Raw genomic sequence first — 20,387 nt, forward strand, 5'->3', positions numbered from 1 at the left:
CTTGCCGCGCCCGCCTGCGGCGCGCTAGAGTGCCGCCTTCCGCAGACCCCGCGGCATGCGCCGCCCAACGGAGAATCCGCCTTGACGAATCCGTCCCACGCCGCGGCGCACGACGCGCCGCGCCCGGCCCGATGAGCGCGCCCGGCGGCCCGCTCGCCCGGCTCGAAGCGCGCCTGACACGCGAATGGCAGCGGCGCGGCGCGCTCGCGTGGGCGCTCACGCCGTTCGCATGCGTGTTCGGCCTGTGCGCGGCGCTGCGGCGCACCGCGTATGCGCGGGGCTGGAAAGAGCCGGTCGACGTCGGCGTGCCCGTCGTCGTGGTCGGCAACGTGACCGTCGGCGGCACCGGCAAGACGCCGACCGTGATCGCGCTCGTCGACGCGTTGCGGGCGGCCGGCTTCACGCCGGGCGTCGTGTCGCGCGGCTACGGCGCGAACGTGACGGCGCCGACCGCCGTCACACCCGCGTCGCACGCAAGCGCGGCCGGGGACGAACCGCTGCTGATCGCGCGCCGCACCGGCGCGCCCGTCTGGGTGTGCCCCGACCGCGTCGCGGCCGCGCAGGCGCTGCGCGCCGCGCATCCGGACGTCGACGTGATCGTCAGCGACGACGGCCTCCAGCACTACCGCCTCGCGCGCACGGTCGAGCTCGTCGTGTTCGACCACCGGCTCGGCGGCAACGGCTTCCTGCTGCCGGCCGGGCCGCTGCGCGAGCCGCTGTCGCGGCACCGCGACGCGACGCTCGTCAACGATCCGTACAGCGGCGCGCTGCCGCCGTGGCCCGACACCTACTCGCTCGCGCTCACGCCGGGCGCCGCGTGGCACCTCGACCAGCCCGCGCTGCGCCGCCCGCTGTCGCAGTTCGCGCACGAACGCGTGCTCGCGGCGGCCGGCATCGGCGCGCCGGAACGCTTCTTCGCGACGCTGCGCGCGGCCGGTCTCGCGCCGGCAACCCGTGCGCTGCCCGACCACTACGCGTTCGCCGACAATCCGTTCGTCGACGACGCCGTCGACGCGATCCTGATCACCGAGAAGGATGCAGTAAAATTGGGGGCTTCCTGGCGCGACGCTCGACTGTGGGTCGTCCCCGTCGAAGCCGCGCTCGACCCTCGCCTCATTGCCCTCGTTGTGGAGAAACTCCGTGGACGCTCGCCTGCTTGAAATCCTTGTGTGCCCTATCTGCAAAGGCCCGCTCCACTATGACCGTGCCGCGCAGGAGCTGATCTGCAACGCGGACAAGCTCGCGTACCCGATCCGCGACGGCATCCCCGTGATGCTCGTCGACGAAGCGCGCCAGACCGTCGAAGGCACGCCGGTCGACCCGGCCGGCCGCTAAGCCGCCCGACGACGCCCCGGCCGCGGCCCATCCGCGGCCGGCTCGCCGAACCCGCCGGGCGACCGGCTCCCGACGCGCCGCCCGCCCCGACCTTCTCACCGCTCCCCCGATGACTCACCCACAACCCTTCATCGCCGTCATTCCCGCCCGGCTCGCCTCGACGCGGCTCCCGAACAAGCCGCTCGCCGATCTCGGCGGCAAGCCGATGGTCGTGCGCGTCGCCGAGCGCGCGCGCGAAGCGGGCGCGCAGCAGGTGCTGGTCGCGTCCGACGCGCAGAGCGTGCTCGACGCGGCGCGCGATCACGGCTTCGAAGCGGTGCTGACGCGCGCCGACCATCCGTCCGGCACCGACCGGCTCGCGGAAGTCGCGGCGACGTTCGGGTGGAGCGACGACACCGTCGTCGTCAACGTGCAGGGCGACGAGCCGCTGATCGACCCCGTGCTGGTGCGCGACGTAGCGTCGCACCTGGCCGCGCACCCGGCGTGCGCGATCGCGACCGCCGCACACCCGATTCACGCCGCGGCCGACGTGTTCAACCCGAACGTCGTGAAGGTCGCGCTCGACGCGCAGAGCGTCGCGCTGTACTTCTCGCGCGCGCCGATTCCGTGGAGCCGCGACGCGTACCAGCCGCACTGGCCCGACGTCGCGGCCATGCCGGCCCCCGCCTTTCCGGTCTACCGGCACATCGGCCTCTATGCGTATCGCGCGCGTTTCCTGCGCACGTATCCGACGCTCGCGCAGGCGCCGATCGAGCAGGCCGAGCAGCTCGAGCAACTGCGCGCGATCTGGCATGGCGAGCGCATCGCAGTGCTGATCACCGAGCAAGCGCCCGAAGCCGGAATCGACACGCCGGCCGATCTCGCGCGCGTGCAGGCCCTTTTTCAGCCGGGTTCAAAATAACCCGTGGCATAATCAGGCGATTGTGCGAGCCGTCCGTGACCAGCGCGTTCTCGCTTGACCCCGCCCGCGGCCCTGCCGGCAGCCGCGCGTCGCCGAAGCCGACGCGCCGCATCAGACCAGCCCGCCGCGCGCCAGGCAAGCCCCGCGCACGCTGTCGCCGACGCCTTCGAAGCTCGCCACACGAATCTACATACTTGGAGATATCACCATGCGTTTGATCCTGTTGGGTGCACCCGGCGCGGGAAAGGGCACCCAGGCAAACTTCATCAAGGAAAAGTTCGGCATCCCGCAAATCTCGACGGGCGACATGCTGCGCGCGGCCGTGAAGGCCGGCACGCCGCTCGGCATCGAAGCGAAGCGCTTCATGGATGAAGGCAAGCTCGTGACGGACGACCTGATCATCGGCCTCGTCAAGGAACGCCTGAAGGAATCCGATTGCGCGAACGGCTACCTGTTCGACGGCTTCCCGCGCACGATCGCGCAGGCTGACGCGATGAAGGAAGCCGGCGTCGCGATCGACTACGTGCTCGAGATCGACGTCCCGTTCTCGGAAATCGTCGAGCGCATGAGCGGCCGCCGCACGCACCCGGCATCGGGCCGCACGTACCACGTCAAGTTCAACCCGCCGAAGGTCGAGGGCCAGGACGACGTGACGGGCGAACCGCTGATCCAGCGCGACGACGACAAGGAAGAAACCGTCAAGAAGCGTCTCGAAGTGTACGAAGCGCAGACCAAGCCGCTGATCAAGTACTACGGCGACTGGGCGCAGCGCGGCGAGGAAAACGGCCTGAAGGCCCCGCAGTATCGCAAGATCTCGGGCCTCGGCAGCGTCGAGGAAATCCGCGAGCGCGCGTTTGACGCACTGAAGTAAGCAGCGCATCGCGCATCCGCAAGCCGCCCTTTCCGGGCGGCTTTTTTTCGGCCGCGCGACGACGCCCCGTACAATCGGTCGAACGGGTACGCCCGGCCAACCGGCGTGCCGGCATTTCCGGCGATCGCCCGGCATCGGACGGAGCTACCGCTTTGCATGGGACCTCCCTAAGCGCTAAAGCGCTAAGGGCGGTCGACAAAGGAGACAGTCATGGAGATTCGCGGCAACGTCTTTCTGATCACGGGTGGTGCATCGGGCCTCGGCGCCGGAACGGCCCGGATGCTCGCGCAGGCAGGCGGCAAGGTCGTGCTCGCCGACCTGAACGAGGCGGCGGGCGTCGCGCTCGCGACCGAGCTGGGCGGTGAGTTCGTGCGCTGCGACGTCTCGAGCGAGGCCGACGCTCAGGCAGCCGTCGACGCGGCGACGCGTGCGGGCACGCTGCGCGGCCTCGTGAACTGCGCGGGCATCGCGCCGGCCGCGAAAACGGTCGGCAAGGACGGCGCGCATCCGCTCGACGTGTTCGCGAAAACGATCAACGTGAATCTCGTCGGCACCTTCAACATGATCCGGCTTGCGGCCGCCGCGATGGCGGCAACCGCGCCGACGGCGGAAGGCGAGCGCGGCGTGATCGTCAGCACCGCGTCGGTCGCCGCCTTCGACGGGCAGATCGGCCAGGCCGCGTACGCGGCATCGAAGGCCGGCGTCGCGGGCATGACGCTGCCGATCGCGCGCGACCTGTCGCGCAGCGGCATCCGCGTGATGACGATCGCGCCCGGCCTGTTCGAGACGCCGATGCTGCTCGGCATGCCGAAGGACGTGCAGGACGCACTCGGCGCGATGGTGCCATTCCCGCCGCGGCTCGGCAAACCGGCCGAATACGCGATGCTGGTGCGCCAGATCGTCGAGAATCCGATGCTCAACGGCGAGGTGATCCGCCTCGACGGCGCGATCCGGATGCAGCCGAAGTAAGCGCCCATGAAAAAACGCCCGCGATGCGGGCGTTTTTTTCGAGGCGCCGGCAGTCGCGCGCCGGCTCAATCCTCGCCGTCGCGCTGCATCCGCTGCCGCAGTTCGGTGACCTGCGACTCGACGACGGTCGCGTCGTCCGCATCCGGCCGCTCGCCGAGATACAACTCGAGATCCTCGAGCGCGGGGCGCAGGTAGTCGAGCCGCGCATACGCGAAACCGCGATCGCGCACCTCGTCGAGCTGCTCGGGCAACAGGATCACGAGGCGCTGCTGCACCGCGAGCAGCCGCTGCCAGCGTTCCGTCTGCAGATAGATCGTCTTCAGGTTGCGCAGCATCCGCGCAATGATCTCGCGGCTCGTCGCGGGCTGCAGCAGCGCACGCAACGCGCTGTCGACCGCACCGGCCGCGCGCGCGACGTACGGCTCGAGCATCTCGACCATCTCGGCTTCGGACAGCGAATGGCCATTGGTCGGATCAATGATCAGGTCGCCGTCCGGCAGCGTGACGCGCAGCAGGAAGTGACCGGGGAACGACACGCCGCGCGCCGGTACGCCGATCTGCTCGGCGAGCTCCAGATACAGCACCGACAACGAGATCGGAATCCCGCGCCGCCGCTTCAGCACCGCGTTCAGGTGGCTGTTATCGGGGTCGTAGTAGTCGTTGTGATTGCACGCGAAGCCCAGTTCGCGGAAGAAGAAGTCGTTCAGCGCGGCGACACGGCCCTTCAGGTCCGCATCGTCGGCGAGCCGCCGGCTCAGCCGCGCTGCCAGCATGTCGAGTTCGGCCAGCGTGCCCTGCAGGTCGAGGTCGGGATACGCGTCCTGCGCCAGCGACAGCGCGGTTTCCGTGACGGGCAGGCTGTCGTCGTCCGCCACGAGCGTGCTGAAGTAGTCGAGGACGCGGGTCATAGCGGTCGTCACTTGGCGCGCCTTCTGAAGTAAGCGTATTTGAAGCCCATCACCCACAACATACCGAAATATAGTGCAGCGAACAGCACGAGGCACGCGGCCATCAGCGCGATGCGATCGAGCGGCTGCGCGCGCATCCCGGTCCAGTCGAAGCTGATCGAGAGCCAGTGCATCACGCCCGCGAGCACCAGCGTCGCGCCGATCAGCTGCATGAAGAAGCGCAGCCAGCCCGGCGACGGCTGGTAGATGCCGCGCTTGCGCAGCCCGATGAACAGCAGCAGCGAGTTCAGGCACGCGCCGACGCCGATGCTCAGCGTGAGGCCCGCGTGACCGATCAGCGGCACGAACACGTAGTTCGAGATCTGCGTGACGATCAGCACGCCGATCGCGATCTTCACGGGCGTCTTGATGTCCTGCTTCGCATAGAAGCCCGGCGCGAGGATCTTGATCAGGATGATGCCGACGAGGCCGATCCCGTAGGTCGCGAGCGCGCGTGCGACCATCGTGACGGTATGCGCGTCGAACTTGCCGTAGTTGAACAGGGTCGCGGTGAGCGGCGTCGCGAAGAAGAACAGCGCGAGCGCGCTCGGCGCCGCGAGCAGGAACGTGACGCGCAGCCCCCAGTCGAGCAGCGCCGAATATTCGTGCGAATCGGCGTCGACGTGCGCCTTCGACAGGCTCGGCAGCAGGATCGTGCCAAGCGCGACGCCGAGCAGCGCCGTCGGAAATTCCATCAGGCGGTCGGCGTAGTTGATCCACGACACGGCGCCCTGCCCGAGCCGCGACGCGATGTTGGTGTTGATGATCAGCGACAGCTGCGCGACCGACACCGCGAACGTCGCGGGCACCATCTTCGCGAGCACGCGCTTCACGCCGGGGTGACGCAGCGCGCGCAGCGGGTTCAGGCCGATCAGCGGCACCATGTCGATCTTCTTCAGGCCCGGCAGCTGCACGAGGAACTGCAGCACGCCGCCGACGATGACGGCCCACGCGAGCGCGTATACCGGCACCTTCAGGTGCGGCGCAACGAACACGGCGGCGCCAATGAACGCGACGTTGAGCAGCACCGGCGCGAACGCGGGCAACGAGAAGCTCTTGTACGTGTTCAGCACGCCGGACGCGAGCGTCGTCAGCGAAATGAACACGATGTACGGGAACATGATCCGCGTCATCGTGACCGCGAGCGGGAACGCCTGCCCGTCGGTGTGCAGGCCGGACGCGACCGCGAACACGACCCACGACGCGCCGAAGATCCCGAGGACCGACAGCACGGCAAGCGCCCACGCAAGCACGGTCGACATCGCGTCGACGAGCGCCTTCGTGGCATCGTGCCCCTGCTGGTTCTTGAACTCGGCGAGGATCGGCACGAACGCCTGCGAGAACGCGCCCTCGGCGGACAGGCGGCGCAGCAGGTTCGGGATACGGAAGGCGACGTAGAACGCGTCGGTGTATTGACTGGCGCCGAACGCACGGGCGATCAGCGTCTCGCGGGCCAGTCCGGTCACGCGCGACAGCAGCGTGAAGCCGCTGACCGTCAGCAGGGCTCGGAATAGATTCATGGGGCGCTTATTATACGGACGTTGCGTGGCCCAGCACGGACCGAAGCCGAAAAGCACGCACGCCACCGGCGTCCCTCCCGACGGGAATCACTTCAAGCTTGCCACTCGCTTGATTTTGTTGCTATAATCGCCGGTTTCTGGGCTCGTACATGCACGGCAACTGCCGTTTTCATGTCCCAGCCTCGGTTAAACTCACCGTTTTTTTATGCGCCCCTGGGCAATCGTTCTCAGGGGACGGATCGAAAAGCAGCGCTTGGCCGTCAGGCTCCAAGCTCTGGAAACAGGACAGGATAAGGAACCGTCATGGCTAACTCCGCACAAGCACGCAAGCGCGCCCGCCAGGCCGCGAAGGCAAACTCGCACAACTCGGCGCTGCGCTCGAAATTCCGTACCGCGATCAAGTCGGTTCGCAAGGCTGTTGAAGCCGGCGACCACGCAAAGGCTGCCGATCTGTTCAAGGCTGCCGTGAAGACGATCGACACGATCGCCGACAAGAAGATTGTTCACAAGAACAAGGCCGCTCGCAGCAAGAGCCGCCTGGCCGCAGCCGTCAAGGGCCTGCAGGCAGCAGCGTAAATCTGGTGCACCCGCTCACGCGGGCGCTCCTGTTTCCTGCGATCGCAAAAAAGCCCGCCTAGGCGGGCTTTTTTGTCGTCTGTCGTCCGGACATCACACCGGCCGACGACAGCCAGGGCGGGCGCAGCAGGCGCCCTCGCCCGTCGGCATCATTTCTTCGCGCTGTAGTCCGGCAGTTCGCACGCCTCGGTGACGACGAGGTTGTTGTCCTTCGCGAAATTCAGCACGAAATCGAAAGCCATCGGCTCGATGTCGCGCAGCCGGGAATCGAGGATCACGCACTTCAGGTCGCCGAGCATCGTCGGGCGCACGTACAGCGAATACTTGAGACGCGCATTCGGCCCGCTCGCCCCCGGCCCGAAGCAGGCCATCACACCGGCCAGACGTTCCGACCAGTCGCTCGGGCGAAACTTTTTCCCGTCTTTCGTGATGCCCTGGATGAAAAATTCGGTCGGAGGGGTTTCAGCCATGTGGTTACCCAAGTGACGGCCCGGCGATGCCCAGGCGACGGCGCCTGGATACGCGAACACAAAGCTGGAATGAACGGCGGCACAAGCCATCCGATATCCCGAAAACGGGGCGTCGGAGCGCGCCGCCGGTGTACTGCACCGGATTTGTGCAGCGCACGGCTTGTGTCCGGCAGAGCGCGATGAGGCTTGCCTGCCGGGCTGGAGAAAACTTTTGGATTATACCGCAGCGCGCCATCGCGCGTCGTTCCGAGGCCCCGCTTCGCGTGCCGCCGACGGCACGACGAGATCGCGCCCCGTTTCTCTCCGTGGCTCGTCAAAGCACAGAAAATCCTTTATGCTGCTTTGAGTTATCCACACCCGACGGTGGCGCCGTCCGGCCTCGCTGCCGGGTGAAACCCACCGTATCTCGCTTCATGACCGCCAAAACCATTCGTCACTACCTGCAGTTCAAGGATTTCTCGCTGGAAGACTACGAGTACGTGCTCGAACGCACGGGTATCCTGAAGCGCAAGTTCAAGAACTACGAGACCTATCACCCGCTGCACGACCGCACGCTCGCGATGATCTTCGAGAAGAACTCGACGCGCACGCGCCTGTCGTTCGAAGCCGGGATCTTCCAGCTCGGCGGCCACGCCGTGTTCATGAGCACCCGCGACACGCAGCTCGGCCGCGGCGAGCCGGTCGAGGATTCCGCGCAGGTGATCTCGCGGATGGTCGACATCATCATGATCCGCACGTTCGAGCAGGAGATCATCCAGCGCTTCGCGGACAACTCCCGCGTGCCGGTGATCAACGGCCTGACGAACGAATACCACCCGTGCCAGGTGCTCGCCGACATCTTCACGTACTACGAGCACCGCGGCCCGATCGCCGGCAAGACCGTCGCGTGGGTCGGCGACGCGAACAACATGCTCTATACGTGGATCGAAGCCGCGCAGATCCTCGGCTTCAAGCTGCGCCTGTCGACGCCGCCCGGCTACGCGCTCGACATGAAGCTCGTGGCGCCCGACAGCGCGCCGTTCTACGAGGTATGCGACGACCCGAACGAAGCGTGCAAGGGTGCCGATCTCGTGACGACCGACGTGTGGACGAGCATGGGCTTCGAGGCCGAGAACGAGGCACGCAAGCAGGCGTTCGCCGATTGGTGCGTCGATGAGGAAATGATGGGCCACGCGAACCCGGACGCGCTGTTCATGCACTGCCTGCCCGCGCACCGCGGCGAGGAAGTGACGGCCGGCGTGATCGACGGCCCGCAGAGCGTCGTGTGGGACGAGGCGGAAAACCGCCTGCACGTGCAGAAAGCGCTGATGGAGTTCCTGCTGCTCGGCCGGCTGAAGCACTGACACGCGCGGCCTCGCCGCAAGCGACAAGCGCCGGCACAGCCGGCGCTTTCTATTTTCCCGCCACCCGCGCGGCAGGCGCGCTCATGCCGATGCCCCCATCAGCCCGGCGCCGGCTGCGTCGCGGCGAAGCTTGGCCGCTCGCGCATCACCGCCTGCGCACGCGTGACGTTCGGGTATTTCCGCAGCAATTCCGCCCCTTCGGGGAACATGCTCACGTACGCCAGGATCGGCGCCAGGAACAGATCCGCCATCGACAACTCGCTGCCGGCCAGGTAATCGCGCCCGCCGTACGCGGCGTCGAACACCTGCAGATGCTTGTCGATTTCAGGCAGCGCCGCGTCGATCACAGCGCGATCAGGCTGGCCATTCTCGCCTTTCGGGAACACGTACTGCAGCACGTAGCGGCGCACCATCGCGTCGTACGCGTAGCAGTTGATCACGCTGATCCATTGCTCGCCGCGCGCGTGCGCGGTGGCGCCCCACCGGGGCAGCAGGCTCGGGCCGTCGAACGCTTCGTCGATATAGCCGAGGATCGCACGCGTTTCGTAGAACTCGATCGGACCGTCGCAGAATGCCGGGATAAGCCCGAACGGGTTATGCGCGAGCACTTCCGGCGAATGCGGCGGCAACGGCTGCAACGTGTACGCGACACCCTTTTCCGCGAGCGCCATCCGCACGGTCCGGCAATAGCTGCTGCGCGGATCGCCGATCACGACGACGGTACCCGCGCTGCCCTCCGGGTCCAGCAGATCGTTGAGCCGGTTGAACACCGATTGCCACCCGCCCATGTGCGAATCGCGCTCGGCCTCGCTCGGAAAGCCGCTGTGACGCATGTGCAGATGCGTGCCACCGTCCTGGTCGGTGAACGTGACCTCGATCAGCGTCTTCAGGTCGGCCGGCATCGCGCCGGCCTCCCAGGCCCACGTGTACGCCAGAAAGTCGACGCGATCGACCTTCTGGTATTCGCCGCCCGCGATGTGGCGCGAACCGTCGCGCCCGCCCATCACGATGCGGTACTTGCCGCCGACCCGCGCATCGGCGCTTGCTTCGATCACGCCCATCCCGCGCGGACAATGCCAGGTCGCCAGCGCGGTTTCGTTCGTAAACGCGTCAAAAACACGTTCGCGCGGCGCGCGGATGAACCGGTTCAATTCGAGATGAAACGTCGCTGCCTGACTCATGACTTCTCCCGCCGAGGTGGGGCGTCGTCGCCGGCCGTGCCGCCCGCGCACGATTGTTCGACGAACGCCGTCAGTCGATCGAGGCTCTCTTCCCAATATTGCCGATAGGCTTCGAGCCACCCGTGCGCATCGCGCATCCCGTCCGCGCGCAACCGGCAGATTCGCCAGCGCGCATTGACTTCCCTCTCGATCAGCCCGGCCTCCGACAGCACGCGAAGGTGCTTCGAAATCGCCGGCGCCGACATGTCGAACGGCCGGGCCAGTTCGCCGACGGGCGCCGCGCCCTCGGCCAGCCGCACCAGGATCGCGCGCCGGGTAGGGTCGGCCAGCGCGGCGAACACCGCGGACAGGGGATCGGATGTGGAGTGCATGATCTCATTTAACTTCAAGGTTAAATGAGAGTCAAGGGGATGATGAGTGTGGCGGCGTGGCGGCGTGGAAGGACGGGCAGCGGGACGGAACGACGCACGCATCGCAGCCGAGCGGTGCAGCGCGATGCGGGGCATGACGGCGTGCTTCGAGAAAAATGGACGATTCGCCGTGTGGAACCGGCAACAGCCGGCACGGTTCCGTTACGCGGGTGTCCTGGCCCGGCTTACAGGCAGACCGGCTCCGGCTCCAGCTCGACGCCAAATTTCGCGAACACGTCGTGCTGGATCGCCTGCGCCAGCGCGAGCACGTCGGCGCCGGAGGCGCCGCCGCGATTGACGAGCACGAGCGCCTGGCGGTCATGCACGGCCGCCGCACCCAGCGCACGCCCCTTCCAGCCGCAGCGGTCGATCAGCCAGCCGGCCGCGAGCTTGACCTGCCCGTCCGGCTGCGGATACGACACGACCTCGGGCGCGCGGGTGCGCAACGCATCGAACTGCGCGGCATCGATCACCGGATTCTTGAAAAAACTGCCCGCGTTGCCGAGCACGAGCGGATCGGGCAGCTTCGCGCGGCGGATCGCGACGACCGCGTCGAACACGTCGCGCGGCGTCGCCGCATCGGGCGCGATACCGCGCGCGTCGAGCTCGCGCGTGACGTCCGCGTAGCCGAGCCGCGGCGTCCATTGCCTGGGCAGCCGGAACGTCACCGACACGATCGCGTACCGGCCGCGCCCTTCCCGCTTGAAGAAACTGTCGCGATAGCCGAACGCGCAGCGCACGGCGTCGAAGCGCTCGCTGCGCCCCGTCGCCAGCTCGACCGCGACCAGCGAGTCGAAATACGCCTTCATCTCGAGGCCGTACGCGCCGATGTTCTGGATCGGCGCGGCACCGACGGTGCCCGGGATCAGCGCGAGGTTCTCGAGGCCCGGCATCCCGTGCTCGAGCGTCCACGCGACGAATGCATGCCAGTTCTCGCCTCCGCCGGCCTCGACGTACCACGCGTCGTCGTCCTCGCGCACGACGCGGCGGCCCGCGATCTCGTCGAGCAGGACGACACCGTCGAAATCGCGCGTGAACACGACATTGCTGCCGCCGCCGAGCACGAGCCGCGGCAGGCTCGCGACGCGCGGGTCGCGATGCAGCGCCTCGAACTGCGACGCGTGCGTGACGCGCGCGGCAAAGCGCGCCGTCGCGGCGATGCCGAACGTGTTGTGCGCGGCGAGCGGATGGTCGGGAAGCAGCGACAGGGCGGAATCGTCAGGGGGCATCGGCATTCGCGGTCACGTCCGCCCGAGCGGCGCATGGCCGGCCTTGGGCAAACGGAGGGGCATCGGTAAAATGGCAAACAGTCCGCAATTATAGCGAGTGCCCGCGCGCGAGCCGGGTGCCCGCATCTCAAGGGAGAAAACCATGCCATCGTTCGACGTCGTTTCCGAAGCGAACATGATCGAAGTGAAGAACGCCATCGAGCAGTCGAACAAGGAAATTTCGACGCGCTTCGACTTCAAGGGCTCCGACGCGCGCGTCGAGCAGAAGGAGCGCGAGCTGACGCTGTTCGCCGACGACGATTTCAAGCTCGGCCAGGTCAAGGACGTGCTGATCAACAAGCTGGCCAAGCGCAACGTCGACGTGCGCTTCCTCGACTACGGCAAGGTCGAGAAGATCGGCGGCGACAAGGTCAAGCAGATCGTCACCGTGAAGAAAGGCGTGACGGGCGATCTCGCGAAGAAGATCGTGCGGCTCGTGAAGGACAGCAAGATCAAGGTGCAGGCGAGCATCCAGGGCGACGCCGTGCGCGTGGCGGGCACGAAGCGCGACGATCTGCAGAGCGTGATCGCGATGCTGCGCAAGGACGTGACCGATACGCCGCTCGACTTCAACAACTTCCGCGACTGATCGGCCGCCGATCCGTCATCACGCCGGGCCCCGCACACGCGGCGCGCCCGGCACGCGGCAACCGCCGCTGCGTCAGGCTTTCCCGCCGTCCTGCGCGCCGCCGTCCGCGGCCGCCTTCTTCTTGTCGCCGATCCGGCTCTCCTGCCCCGCGAGCAGCTTCGAAATATTGCCGCGGTGACGCCAGATGAGCAGCACGCTCATCGCGAGCACAGCCCACGCGACCGGGTTGTGGCCCGTGCCGAACAGGAATACGTCGAACACCGGCGCGAACACGGCCGCCGCCAGCGCCGCGAGCGACGAATAGCGGGAGAAGAACGCGACGATCAGCCAGGTCAGCGCGGTCGCGAGCCCGAGCACCGGGTGCACGGCGAGCAGCACGCCGGCCGCGGTCGCGACGCCCTTGCCGCCCTGGAAGCGGAAGAACACCGGATACAGGTGGCCGAGGAACACGGCGATCGCCACCCATGCGACCGCGACGTCGGGCAGGCCGAAGTGCCGCGCGAGCCAGACGGCGATCCAGCCCTTGAACGCGTCGCCGACGAGCGTCAGGATCGCGGCCTTCTTGTTGCCGCTGCGCAGCACGTTGGTCGCGCCGGGATTCTTCGACCCGTACGAACGCGGGTCGGCCAAGCCCATCGCCCCGCTGACGACGACGGCGAACGACACCGAACCGATCAGGTAGGCAACGAGGGCGGCGAGCAGGATCTGCATGCGGAGGACTCTTCTTTCAACGTATCGGTAAAGGGAAGGCTATGTGCGGCAAGCCGAAACGGCGCCCATTCTACCGAACGAGCACGGCCTGCCACGAAGGTGAAACCCTCAGTCGACGCTCGCGCACTGCACGGGCTGCGCGCCGAGCAGCGACGTGAGCACCGCCGGCTCGAGGCTGACGAGATAACCGCGACGCCCGCCGTTCAGGTAGATCGTCGGCAGTTCGAGGATCGTCGCCTCGACGTAGACGGGCATCGTCTTGCGCGTGCCGAACGGCGACGTGCCGCCGACGAGATAACCCGAATGGCGGTTCGCGACGTCGGGCTTGCACGGCTCGACGCGCTTCGCGCCGATCTGCCGCGCGAGGTTCTTCGTCGACACGGTGCGGTCGCCGTGCATCAGCACGATCAGCGGCTTCGCGTGTTCGTCTTCCATCACGAGCGTCTTCACGACGCTGTGCTCGTCGACGCCGAGCTGGCGCGCCGATTCGCCGGTGCCGCCGTGCTCGACGTATTCGTACGGATGCTCGCCGAACGCGACGCCGTGGCGGCGCAACAGCTGGGTCGCGGGGGTTTCGGACACGTGTCTGGATTTGCTCATGGCGGCATTCTAATGGTGAACGACCGGCGCTCGCGCGATGGCGCGCCGGCGCCGGCGGTATACTCGCGGCCCGTTTTCCGCCGGGCGGCCCGCGGCATCGCCGCAACGATCCCGCCCATCATCATTGCGGACATCGCGAAGCGCTATTGCCCGATTGGCCGATTGTGGCGCGCGCGTCGTCATGGCACGATCGTTCGCAAACATCGTCACGCCGCCGCCCGCCCCTTTTCTGGAGACGCCATGCCCTCGTCCATCCGTTCCTCCGAGCCGCTCGACGTCGATGCGCTGCTCGCCGCGCTGCCGAGCCGCATCGCCGACGTGCCCGCGCGCTGGGCCGCGCAGGCGCCCGCGCACCCGGCGCTGATCGAGGACGCGCGGTGCCTGTCGTATAGCGACCTGTCGCGGGCCGTCGACGCGGCGGCCGTGCTGCTCGCGCGCCTCGGCGTGCAAGGCGGCGACCGCGTGATGATCGTCGCAGAAAACTGCGTCGCGCAGATCGTGCTGCTGTTCGCGGTCGCCCGCCTCGACGCGTGGGCACTCGTGTCGAACGCGCGGCTGTCGGCCGGCGAACTCGACGCGATCGCCGCGCACGCGCGTCCGAAGCTGATCGCATTCGCGACGGACACCTCGCCCGACGCGCGCGCGCATGCGGCACGGCACGGCGCGACGCCCGCCGGCGCGCTGCCGGTCGACATCGGCGCGTGGTCGTATCACGTCGACGCGAGCGCGCCGTGCGAAGCGGTGGCCGCCGACGGCGCCGCGCAATGCGCGGCGCTGATCTACACGACCGGCACGACGGGCGCGCCGAAAGGCGTGATGCTGTCGCACCGCAACCTGCTGTTCATCGCGGCGACGTCGAGCACACTGCGCCGCGTGTCGCCGGACGACGTCGTCTACACGGTGCTGCCCGTGTCGCATGTGTACGGGCTCGCGTCGGTCTGCCTCGGCAGCCTGTACGCAGGCGCGACGCTGCGGCTCGCCCCGCGCTTCTCCCCGGAAGCCGTGCGCGTCGCGCTTGCCGACGAAAGCGTCACGATCTTCCAGGGCGTGCCCGCGATGCACGCGAAGCTGCTCGAACACCTGCACACGCACGGCCACGCATGGCACGCGCCGCGCCTGCGCTTTGCCTATTCGGGCGGCTCGCCGCTCGACGCGAACCTGAAGGCGCGCGTCGAGCGCCTGTACGGCGTGCCGCTGCACAACGGTTACGGGATGACCGAAAGCAGCCCGACCATCACGCAGACGCCGCTCGATGCGCCGCGCGCCGACAGCTCGGTCGGCGTGCCGATTCCGGGCGTGGAGATGCGGATCGTCGCACCGGACGGCACCGACGTGCCGCCGGGCGAAGTCGGCGAGATTCGCGTGCGCGGGCCGAACGTGATGCTCGGCTACTACCGCAACGCGGACGCGACGCGTGCGGCCGTCTCGCCCGACGGCTGGCTGAGCACCGGCGATCTCGCGCGGCAGGAGGCGGACGGCGCCGTGACGATCGCGGGCCGCAGCAAGGAACTGATCATCCGATCGGGCTTCAACGTGTATCCCGTCGAAGTCGAACAGGTGCTGAACGCGCATCCGGACGTCGTGCAGGCGGCCGTCATCGGCCGTGCAGTCGAGGGCAACGAGGAAGTGCTCGCGTTCGTCGAGCTGGTGCCCGGCGCGGCGGCGGACGAAGCCGCGTTGCACGCATGGTGTGCGGAGCGGCTCGCGCCTTACAAACGCCCTGCGCGAATTCGCGTGCTCGACGCGCTGCCCGCCGCGTCGACGGGCAAGGTGCTGAAGCACAAGCTGCGCGAGCTGGCCTGACGCCGGCCGGCGCGCACGGCGCAGTGCCGTGCCGTGCCGGATTCGCGCTAACCGCGCGGGTGGTGTTGCGCGTGCAGCGTCTTCAGCCGCTCGCGCGCGACGTGCGTGTAGATCTGCGTGGTCGAGATGTCGCTGTGACCGAGCAGCAATTGCACGACGCGCAGGTCGGCGCCGTGGTTCAGCAGGTGCGTCGCGAACGCATGCCGCAGCGTGTGCGGCGACAGGTGCGCGCGCACGTCGGCGTGCTGTGCGTGGCGCTTGATGATGTTCCAGAACTGCTGGCGCGTCATCCCGTCGCCGCGCGCAGTCACGAACAGCGCATCGGCCGCACGCGCGCCGAGCAGCGCCGGCCGCGCGTCGCGCAGGTAGCGCTCGATCCAGCCGTGCGCGACTTCGCCGAACGGCACGAGCCGCTCCTTCGAGCCCTTGCCCATCACGCGCACGACACCCTCGTTGAGGCCGACCTCGACGGTCTTCAGCGTCACGAGCTCGCTCACGCGCAGCCCGCTCGCGTACATCAGCTCGAGCATCGTGCGATCGCGCAGGCCGAGCGGCGTGCCGACGTCGGGCGCACCGAGCAGCGCCTCGACCTGCGCCTCGGACAGCGTCGACGGAAACCGGGCCGCCTGTTTCGCGGACGTGATCCGCAGCGTCGGGTCGGCGCTCGCGCGATGCTCGCGCACGGCCCAGCCGTAATAGCGACGGAACACCGACAGCCGCCGGTTCGACGACGTCGCCTTGCCGTCGCTGCGCGCCGCGATGTAGCCCGTCACCGTCGCCTCGTCGGCCGAATCGAGCGGCGCATCGTGGGTCGCGGCCAGCCATTGGGAAAACAGCACCAGATCGCGCCGGTACGCGTCGAGCGTGTTGCGCGAGAGCCCGTGCTCGAGCCACAGCGCATCGCAGAACACGTCGATCGACGCGCGGCTCGCGAGCAGCGCGGGTGATGCGGCCGCGGCATCGCCGTCGGCTTCGGGGGAAATCAGCGGTTCGCTCATCAGTACGGCACGCCCTCGTGCGCCAGCAGCCAGCGCTTCACTTTCTGGTAATAGCCGTTGTCGTCGTGGTTCGCGAAGCCGCCGAGACCGCCCGCCGCGACGACGCGATGGCACGGGATCACAAGCGGAAAGTAGTTCGCGCCGCACGCCTGGCCGACCGCGCGCGGCGCGCTGCCGATCCGCTTCGCGACCTGGCCGTAGGTCAGCACGGTGCCCGGTGGAATATCGCTGATCACGTTCCACACGCGATGCTGGAACGCGCTGCCGACTTCGGCGAGCGGCAGGTCGAAGCGCGCCGACGCACGCTCGAAATAACGTTCGATCTGCTTGACCGCGCGCTTCGCGAGCGGCGAATCCGGATCGACCGACTTCACCGACTCGGGCAGATAAACGATCTCGCGCACCACCGCGGCGTCCGTGCGGATGCCGACCTTGCCGAACGGCGCGTCGATGACTGCATTGAACATGGCCCTCTCCTGACCGATGAATGCGCGCGGTACCGCCGCGCGCCGACGACACTTTACGCCGCCTTCACGCGCCACGCAGCGCCCATTCGACATGCTCGCGCACGACCGGCGACGGATCGTCAGCCCGCGCGCGCAACGCGGCAATGATCGCGTCGCGCGCCTGCGGCGCAAGCCGATCCGCGTCCGCGCGCAGCGCGTTGCCGAGCCCGACGGCGAGATTGCGCAGCCAGCTTTCGTAGCCGATGCGCCGGATCGCGCTGCCCTGCATCCGCGTGTCGAACGCGTCGGCGTCCCACGCGAACAATTCGACGAGCGTCGCACGGTCGAGGCCGTGCCGCACGTCGAAATCGGCGACCGGTGCGGCCTGTGCGAACTTGTTCCACGGGCACACGAGCTGGCAGTCGTCGCAGCCGTACACGCGATTGCCGATCATCGGCCGCAGCGGCTCGGGGATGCTGCCTTTCAGTTCGATCGTCAGGTACGAGATGCAGCGGCGCGCATCGACGCGGTACGGCTCGACGATCGCGCCGGTCGGGCATGCGTCGATGCAGCGCGTGCAGCTGCCGCAATGCGCGCCGGGCGTCTCGGGCGCGGTGTCGGGCGACGTGCGCGCATCGGTCGGCAGCGGAATGTCGACGTAGATCTCGCCGAGGAAGAACAGCGAACCGGCATCGCGCTGCAGCAGCAGCGTGTGCTTGCCGCGCCAGCCGACGCCGGCCTTCTGCGCGAGCTCGACCTCGAGCACGGGCGCCGAATCGGTGAACACGCGATAGCCGAACGCGCCGATCTCGTGCTCGATGCGCTCCGCGAGCGTCTGCAGCCGGTTGCGCAGCACCTTGTGATAGTCGCGGCCGCGCGCATAGATCGACACGACGGCCGCCTGCGGATCGTCGAGCCGCGCCCGTTCGCGCGCGCGCCAGTCGTGCGGCACGAGCGCGCCCGGCTCGCCGTCGGGTGCGGCGGCGGCGAGCGTTTCGGCCGGCAGGTAGGCGAGCCGCACGGAAATCACGCGTCGCGTACCGGCCACAAGTTCGGCCGGCCGCGCGCGTTTCATCCCATGTTTCGCCATATAATCCATTTCGCCGTGGTATCCGGCTTCCAGCCAGGCGGCGAGGCCTGCTTCGGCATCCGAGAGATCGGTATCGCTGATGCCGATCGCCCCGAAACCCAATTCGCGCCCCCACGCCCTGATGCGAGCGGCGAGCGCAGTCAACGCCGCATCATCGAGCGCGCACGGCGCCGCGCCTTCGGCTTGAGTCGAAGGCCTGTCGGATGCGGCGAGTTCCGGTAATCGGTTCATCGCACTATTTTACGAGAATGCCAGCCACGTCCCATACGCCTCATGCCGCCACGCTGCCTGCCCCGTTCGCGGAGCGCGTGATCGCACTCGCCGACGAAGCGGCGACCGAGGCCTTCGGCACCCGCTTCGCGCACGCGCTCGACGCGGCACGCGTCGATCTCACTCGCGCACACGCGTTCGACGGGCTGCAGATCCAGCTGGTCGGCGATCTCGGCGCGGGCAAAACGACCCTCGTGCGCGCGATCCTGCGCGGCCTCGGCCACCCGGGGCGCGTGCGCAGCCCGACCTATACGCTCGTCGAGCCGTACGCGCTCGAACGCGGCGATGGGGAACTTGAGGTCTATCACTTCGATCTGTATCGATTCAATGATCCGGCCGAATGGTCCGACGCAGGCTTTCGCGAGTATTTCAATTCCAGCGCGATCTGCCTCGTCGAATGGCCGCAACAGGCGGGCGCGCTGCTCGGCGTGCCCGATCTGGTTTTCTCGCTCGACGTGGATGGCGACGGCCGCGCCCTCACCGTCCGGGCGTATAGCGCTTCAGGAAAGGCATGTCTCGAAAGATGTTGATCAAACCGTTCCGCTCGATCGAATCGGCGGCCACCGCGACGCACAACTGGCGGCGCCGCCAGATCCTGCGCGCGGGCGCGTCGACGCTGGTGCTCGGTCTCGTCGCGCCGCGGCTCGCGCACGCGTCGTCGGTGCTCGGCGTGCGCGTGTGGCCCGCGCGCGATTACACGCGCGTCACGATCGAATCCGACCAGCCGCTGCAGAATAGCCAACAGCTGCTGCAGGGTCCCGACCGTCTCGTCGTCGACCTGAGCGGTCTCGATCTCGACCAGGCGTTGCGCGACCTCGTGTCGAAGATCGCGCCGAACGATCCGCAGATCCAGTCGGTGCGCGTCGGCCAGTATCAGCCGCACGTCGTGCGCATGGTGTTCGACCTGAAAGGCTCGGTGAAGCCGCAGGTGTTCACGTTGCCGCCGGTCGGCACCTACAAGTACCGGCTCGTGTTCGACCTGTATCCGGCCGTCGCGCCCGATCCGCTGACCGACCTGATCGCGCAGACGGAACGCAAGGAGCAGGCGCTCAACGACACGGCGCGCGCGCAGCAGATGCAGCCGCCGACCGCGCTGAACGGGCCGGCCACGCCGCCGCCGAGCGCCGCCGGCGACAACAGCGACGCGTTCTTCCAGCGCTTCGCGCAGAACACGCCGGCCACGCCGCACACGCCGCCCGCCGCCGGCGCGCCTGCAACGCCCGCGAAGCCGGCCGTCAAGCCGCCGCCCGTCATCGCGCGCCGCGACGACAGCGACGACGACGGCGACACCTACAAGTTCACCGCGCCGAAATCCGGCAAGGGCGGCACCGTCCGCCTGCTGACGGTCGCGATCGATCCGGGCCACGGCGGCGAGGATCCGGGCGCGATCGGCGGCGGCGGCACGTACGAGAAGCACATCGCGCTCGACATCGCGAAGAAGCTGCGCGCGAAGATCGACGGTGCGCCGAACATGCGCGCGATGATGACGCGCGACGCCGACTTCTTCGTGCCGCTGAACGTGCGCGTGCAGAAGGCGCGCCGCGTGGGCGCCGACCTGTTCGTGTCGATCCACGCGGATGCGTTCACGACGCCGTCCGCGCGCGGCTCGTCGGTGTTCGCGCTGTCCGACCACGGCGCGACGAGCGCCGCGGCACGCTGGATGGCCAACAAGGAGAATTCGTCCGACCTGATCGGCGGCATCAACATCAAGACGGCGGACGCGGCCGTGAACCGCGCGCTGTTCGACATGTCGACGACCGTGCAGATCCGCGACTCGCTGCGCTACGGCAACTACGTGCTGAAGGAAGTCGGCGGCATCAACAAGCTGCACAAGGGCTCGGTCGAACAGGCCGGGTTCGCGGTGCTGAAGGCGCCCGACATCCCGTCGATCCTCGTCGAGACCGCGTTCATCAGCAACCCGGAAGAAGAGAGCCGGCTCAACGACGACAGCTATCGCGACCAGATGGCCGACGCGATCTTCCGCGGCATCAAGCGCTATTTCGCCGCGAATCCGCCGCTCGCGAAGAACCGGATGGCCTGACGCCTCCCTGGCCGTCCCCTCCCTGCCGCCGGCACGCAGCGCGTGCCG

General features: G+C 68.1%; 22 protein-coding genes. 11 read left to right on the forward strand and 11 right to left on the reverse strand.

Annotated features, from left to right (window positions below; translation table 11 throughout):
• Positions 1-131 precede the first annotated feature (131 nt).
• The 5 genes from lpxK (at position 132) to VL15_RS09285 (ending at position 4,076) form a co-directional block, all read left to right on the forward strand.
• Positions 132-1,160, forward strand: a complete 1,029-nt coding sequence (gene lpxK, locus VL15_RS09265) for a tetraacyldisaccharide 4'-kinase (RefSeq protein ID WP_048245145.1) — start codon at positions 132-134, stop codon at positions 1,158-1,160.
• Entirely contained in the window at positions 1,141-1,335 is a 195-nt protein-coding gene (locus VL15_RS09270; protein ID WP_010090898.1) for a Trm112 family protein, read from the forward strand. The genes lpxK and VL15_RS09270 overlap by 20 nt, the downstream gene beginning before the upstream one ends.
• A 109-nt stretch (positions 1,336-1,444) precedes the next feature.
• Complete coding sequence (kdsB, locus tag VL15_RS09275; protein ID WP_048245146.1) at positions 1,445-2,236, forward strand: 3-deoxy-manno-octulosonate cytidylyltransferase; 792 nt, start codon at positions 1,445-1,447, stop codon at positions 2,234-2,236.
• 208 nt (positions 2,237-2,444) lie between these two features.
• Entirely contained in the window at positions 2,445-3,107 is a 663-nt protein-coding gene (adk, locus tag VL15_RS09280; RefSeq protein WP_048245147.1) for an adenylate kinase, read from the forward strand.
• Positions 3,108-3,317: 210 nt separating this feature from the next.
• Entirely contained in the window at positions 3,318-4,076 is a 759-nt protein-coding gene (locus VL15_RS09285) for an SDR family NAD(P)-dependent oxidoreductase (protein WP_048245149.1), read from the forward strand.
• A gap of 65 nt (positions 4,077-4,141) precedes the next feature.
• Here VL15_RS09285 and VL15_RS09290 read toward each other — a convergent pair whose 3' ends face one another.
• Positions 4,142-4,984 carry a SirB1 family protein gene (locus VL15_RS09290; protein ID WP_048245151.1) on the reverse strand — a complete coding sequence of 281 codons (843 nt, stop codon included), beginning with the start codon at positions 4,982-4,984 and terminating at the stop codon, positions 4,142-4,144.
• A gap of 8 nt (positions 4,985-4,992) precedes the next feature.
• A complete protein-coding gene (gene murJ / locus VL15_RS09295; protein ID WP_329955940.1) occupies positions 4,993-6,609 on the reverse strand; it encodes a murein biosynthesis integral membrane protein MurJ in 1,617 nt (538 codons plus the stop codon).
• Between the two features lie 237 nt (positions 6,610-6,846).
• Between murJ and rpsT the strand changes: the two genes are divergently transcribed.
• Positions 6,847-7,119, forward strand: coding sequence for a 30S ribosomal protein S20 (gene rpsT / locus VL15_RS09300; protein WP_047898858.1), 273 nt, complete (start codon positions 6,847-6,849; stop codon positions 7,117-7,119).
• A gap of 149 nt (positions 7,120-7,268) precedes the next feature.
• Here rpsT and VL15_RS09305 read toward each other — a convergent pair whose 3' ends face one another.
• Entirely contained in the window at positions 7,269-7,589 is a 321-nt protein-coding gene (locus VL15_RS09305; RefSeq protein ID WP_048245154.1) for a DUF3579 domain-containing protein, read from the reverse strand.
• Positions 7,590-8,002: 413 nt separating this feature from the next.
• Between VL15_RS09305 and argF the strand changes: the two genes are divergently transcribed.
• A complete protein-coding gene (argF, locus tag VL15_RS09310; RefSeq protein WP_048245156.1) occupies positions 8,003-8,932 on the forward strand; it encodes an ornithine carbamoyltransferase in 930 nt (309 codons plus the stop codon).
• A gap of 98 nt (positions 8,933-9,030) precedes the next feature.
• Here argF and VL15_RS09315 read toward each other — a convergent pair whose 3' ends face one another.
• The 3 genes from VL15_RS09315 to murB form a co-directional block, all read right to left on the reverse strand.
• Positions 9,031-10,113: an SRPBCC domain-containing protein gene (locus VL15_RS09315; RefSeq protein WP_048245157.1), complete on the reverse strand. Its 1,083-nt coding sequence runs from the start codon at positions 10,111-10,113 to the stop codon at positions 9,031-9,033.
• On the reverse strand, positions 10,110-10,484 hold the full coding sequence (locus VL15_RS09320; protein ID WP_048245161.1) for an ArsR/SmtB family transcription factor: 375 nt from the start codon (positions 10,482-10,484) through the stop codon (positions 10,110-10,112). Before VL15_RS09320 ends, VL15_RS09315 begins: the two co-directional genes overlap by 4 nt.
• 224 nt (positions 10,485-10,708) lie before the next feature.
• Positions 10,709-11,758: a UDP-N-acetylmuramate dehydrogenase gene (gene murB / locus VL15_RS09325; protein WP_048245163.1), complete on the reverse strand. Its 1,050-nt coding sequence runs from the start codon at positions 11,756-11,758 to the stop codon at positions 10,709-10,711.
• Positions 11,759-11,894: 136 nt separating this feature from the next.
• Here murB and VL15_RS09330 point away from each other — a divergent pair, with 136 nt between their 5' ends.
• Complete coding sequence (locus tag VL15_RS09330) at positions 11,895-12,380, forward strand: YajQ family cyclic di-GMP-binding protein (protein WP_006762345.1); 486 nt, start codon at positions 11,895-11,897, stop codon at positions 12,378-12,380.
• Positions 12,381-12,452: 72 nt separating this feature from the next.
• Here the strand turns inward: VL15_RS09330 and plsY are convergent, their stop codons facing one another.
• A complete protein-coding gene (gene plsY / locus VL15_RS09335) occupies positions 12,453-13,091 on the reverse strand; it encodes a glycerol-3-phosphate 1-O-acyltransferase PlsY (RefSeq protein WP_048245165.1) in 639 nt (212 codons plus the stop codon).
• A 108-nt stretch (positions 13,092-13,199) separates the two neighbouring features.
• Positions 13,200-13,691: a Cys-tRNA(Pro) deacylase gene (ybaK, locus tag VL15_RS09340; protein ID WP_048245167.1), complete on the reverse strand. Its 492-nt coding sequence runs from the start codon at positions 13,689-13,691 to the stop codon at positions 13,200-13,202.
• A gap of 240 nt (positions 13,692-13,931) precedes the next feature.
• Here ybaK and VL15_RS09345 point away from each other — a divergent pair, with 240 nt between their 5' ends.
• The gene (locus tag VL15_RS09345) at positions 13,932-15,494 is read left to right on the forward strand and encodes a class I adenylate-forming enzyme family protein (protein ID WP_048245238.1); all 1,563 of its coding nucleotides are present in this window, start codon (positions 13,932-13,934) and stop codon (positions 15,492-15,494) included.
• A gap of 47 nt (positions 15,495-15,541) precedes the next feature.
• Here the strand turns inward: VL15_RS09345 and xerD are convergent, their stop codons facing one another.
• From xerD to queG, 3 genes are all read right to left on the reverse strand, one after another.
• Positions 15,542-16,492, reverse strand: a complete 951-nt coding sequence (gene xerD, locus VL15_RS09350; RefSeq protein ID WP_048245169.1) for a site-specific tyrosine recombinase XerD — start codon at positions 16,490-16,492, stop codon at positions 15,542-15,544.
• The gene (locus VL15_RS09355; RefSeq protein ID WP_048245171.1) at positions 16,492-16,959 is read right to left on the reverse strand and encodes a methylated-DNA--[protein]-cysteine S-methyltransferase; all 468 of its coding nucleotides are present in this window, start codon (positions 16,957-16,959) and stop codon (positions 16,492-16,494) included. The genes xerD and VL15_RS09355 overlap by 1 nt, the downstream gene beginning before the upstream one ends.
• Before the next feature lie 64 nt (positions 16,960-17,023).
• Entirely contained in the window at positions 17,024-18,259 is a 1,236-nt protein-coding gene (gene queG, locus VL15_RS09360; protein ID WP_048245172.1) for a tRNA epoxyqueuosine(34) reductase QueG, read from the reverse strand.
• Between the two features lie 17 nt (positions 18,260-18,276).
• Between queG and tsaE the strand changes: the two genes are divergently transcribed.
• Positions 18,277-18,828: a tRNA (adenosine(37)-N6)-threonylcarbamoyltransferase complex ATPase subunit type 1 TsaE gene (gene tsaE, locus VL15_RS09365; RefSeq protein WP_048245174.1), complete on the forward strand. Its 552-nt coding sequence runs from the start codon at positions 18,277-18,279 to the stop codon at positions 18,826-18,828.
• On the forward strand, positions 18,810-20,339 hold the full coding sequence (locus tag VL15_RS09370; protein WP_048245175.1) for an N-acetylmuramoyl-L-alanine amidase: 1,530 nt from the start codon (positions 18,810-18,812) through the stop codon (positions 20,337-20,339). The genes tsaE and VL15_RS09370 overlap by 19 nt, the downstream gene beginning before the upstream one ends.
• Positions 20,340-20,387 lie beyond the last annotated feature (48 nt).

The organism is Burkholderia cepacia (assembly GCF_001039005.1).
Classification (GTDB): domain Bacteria; phylum Pseudomonadota; class Gammaproteobacteria; order Burkholderiales; family Burkholderiaceae; genus Burkholderia; species Burkholderia theae.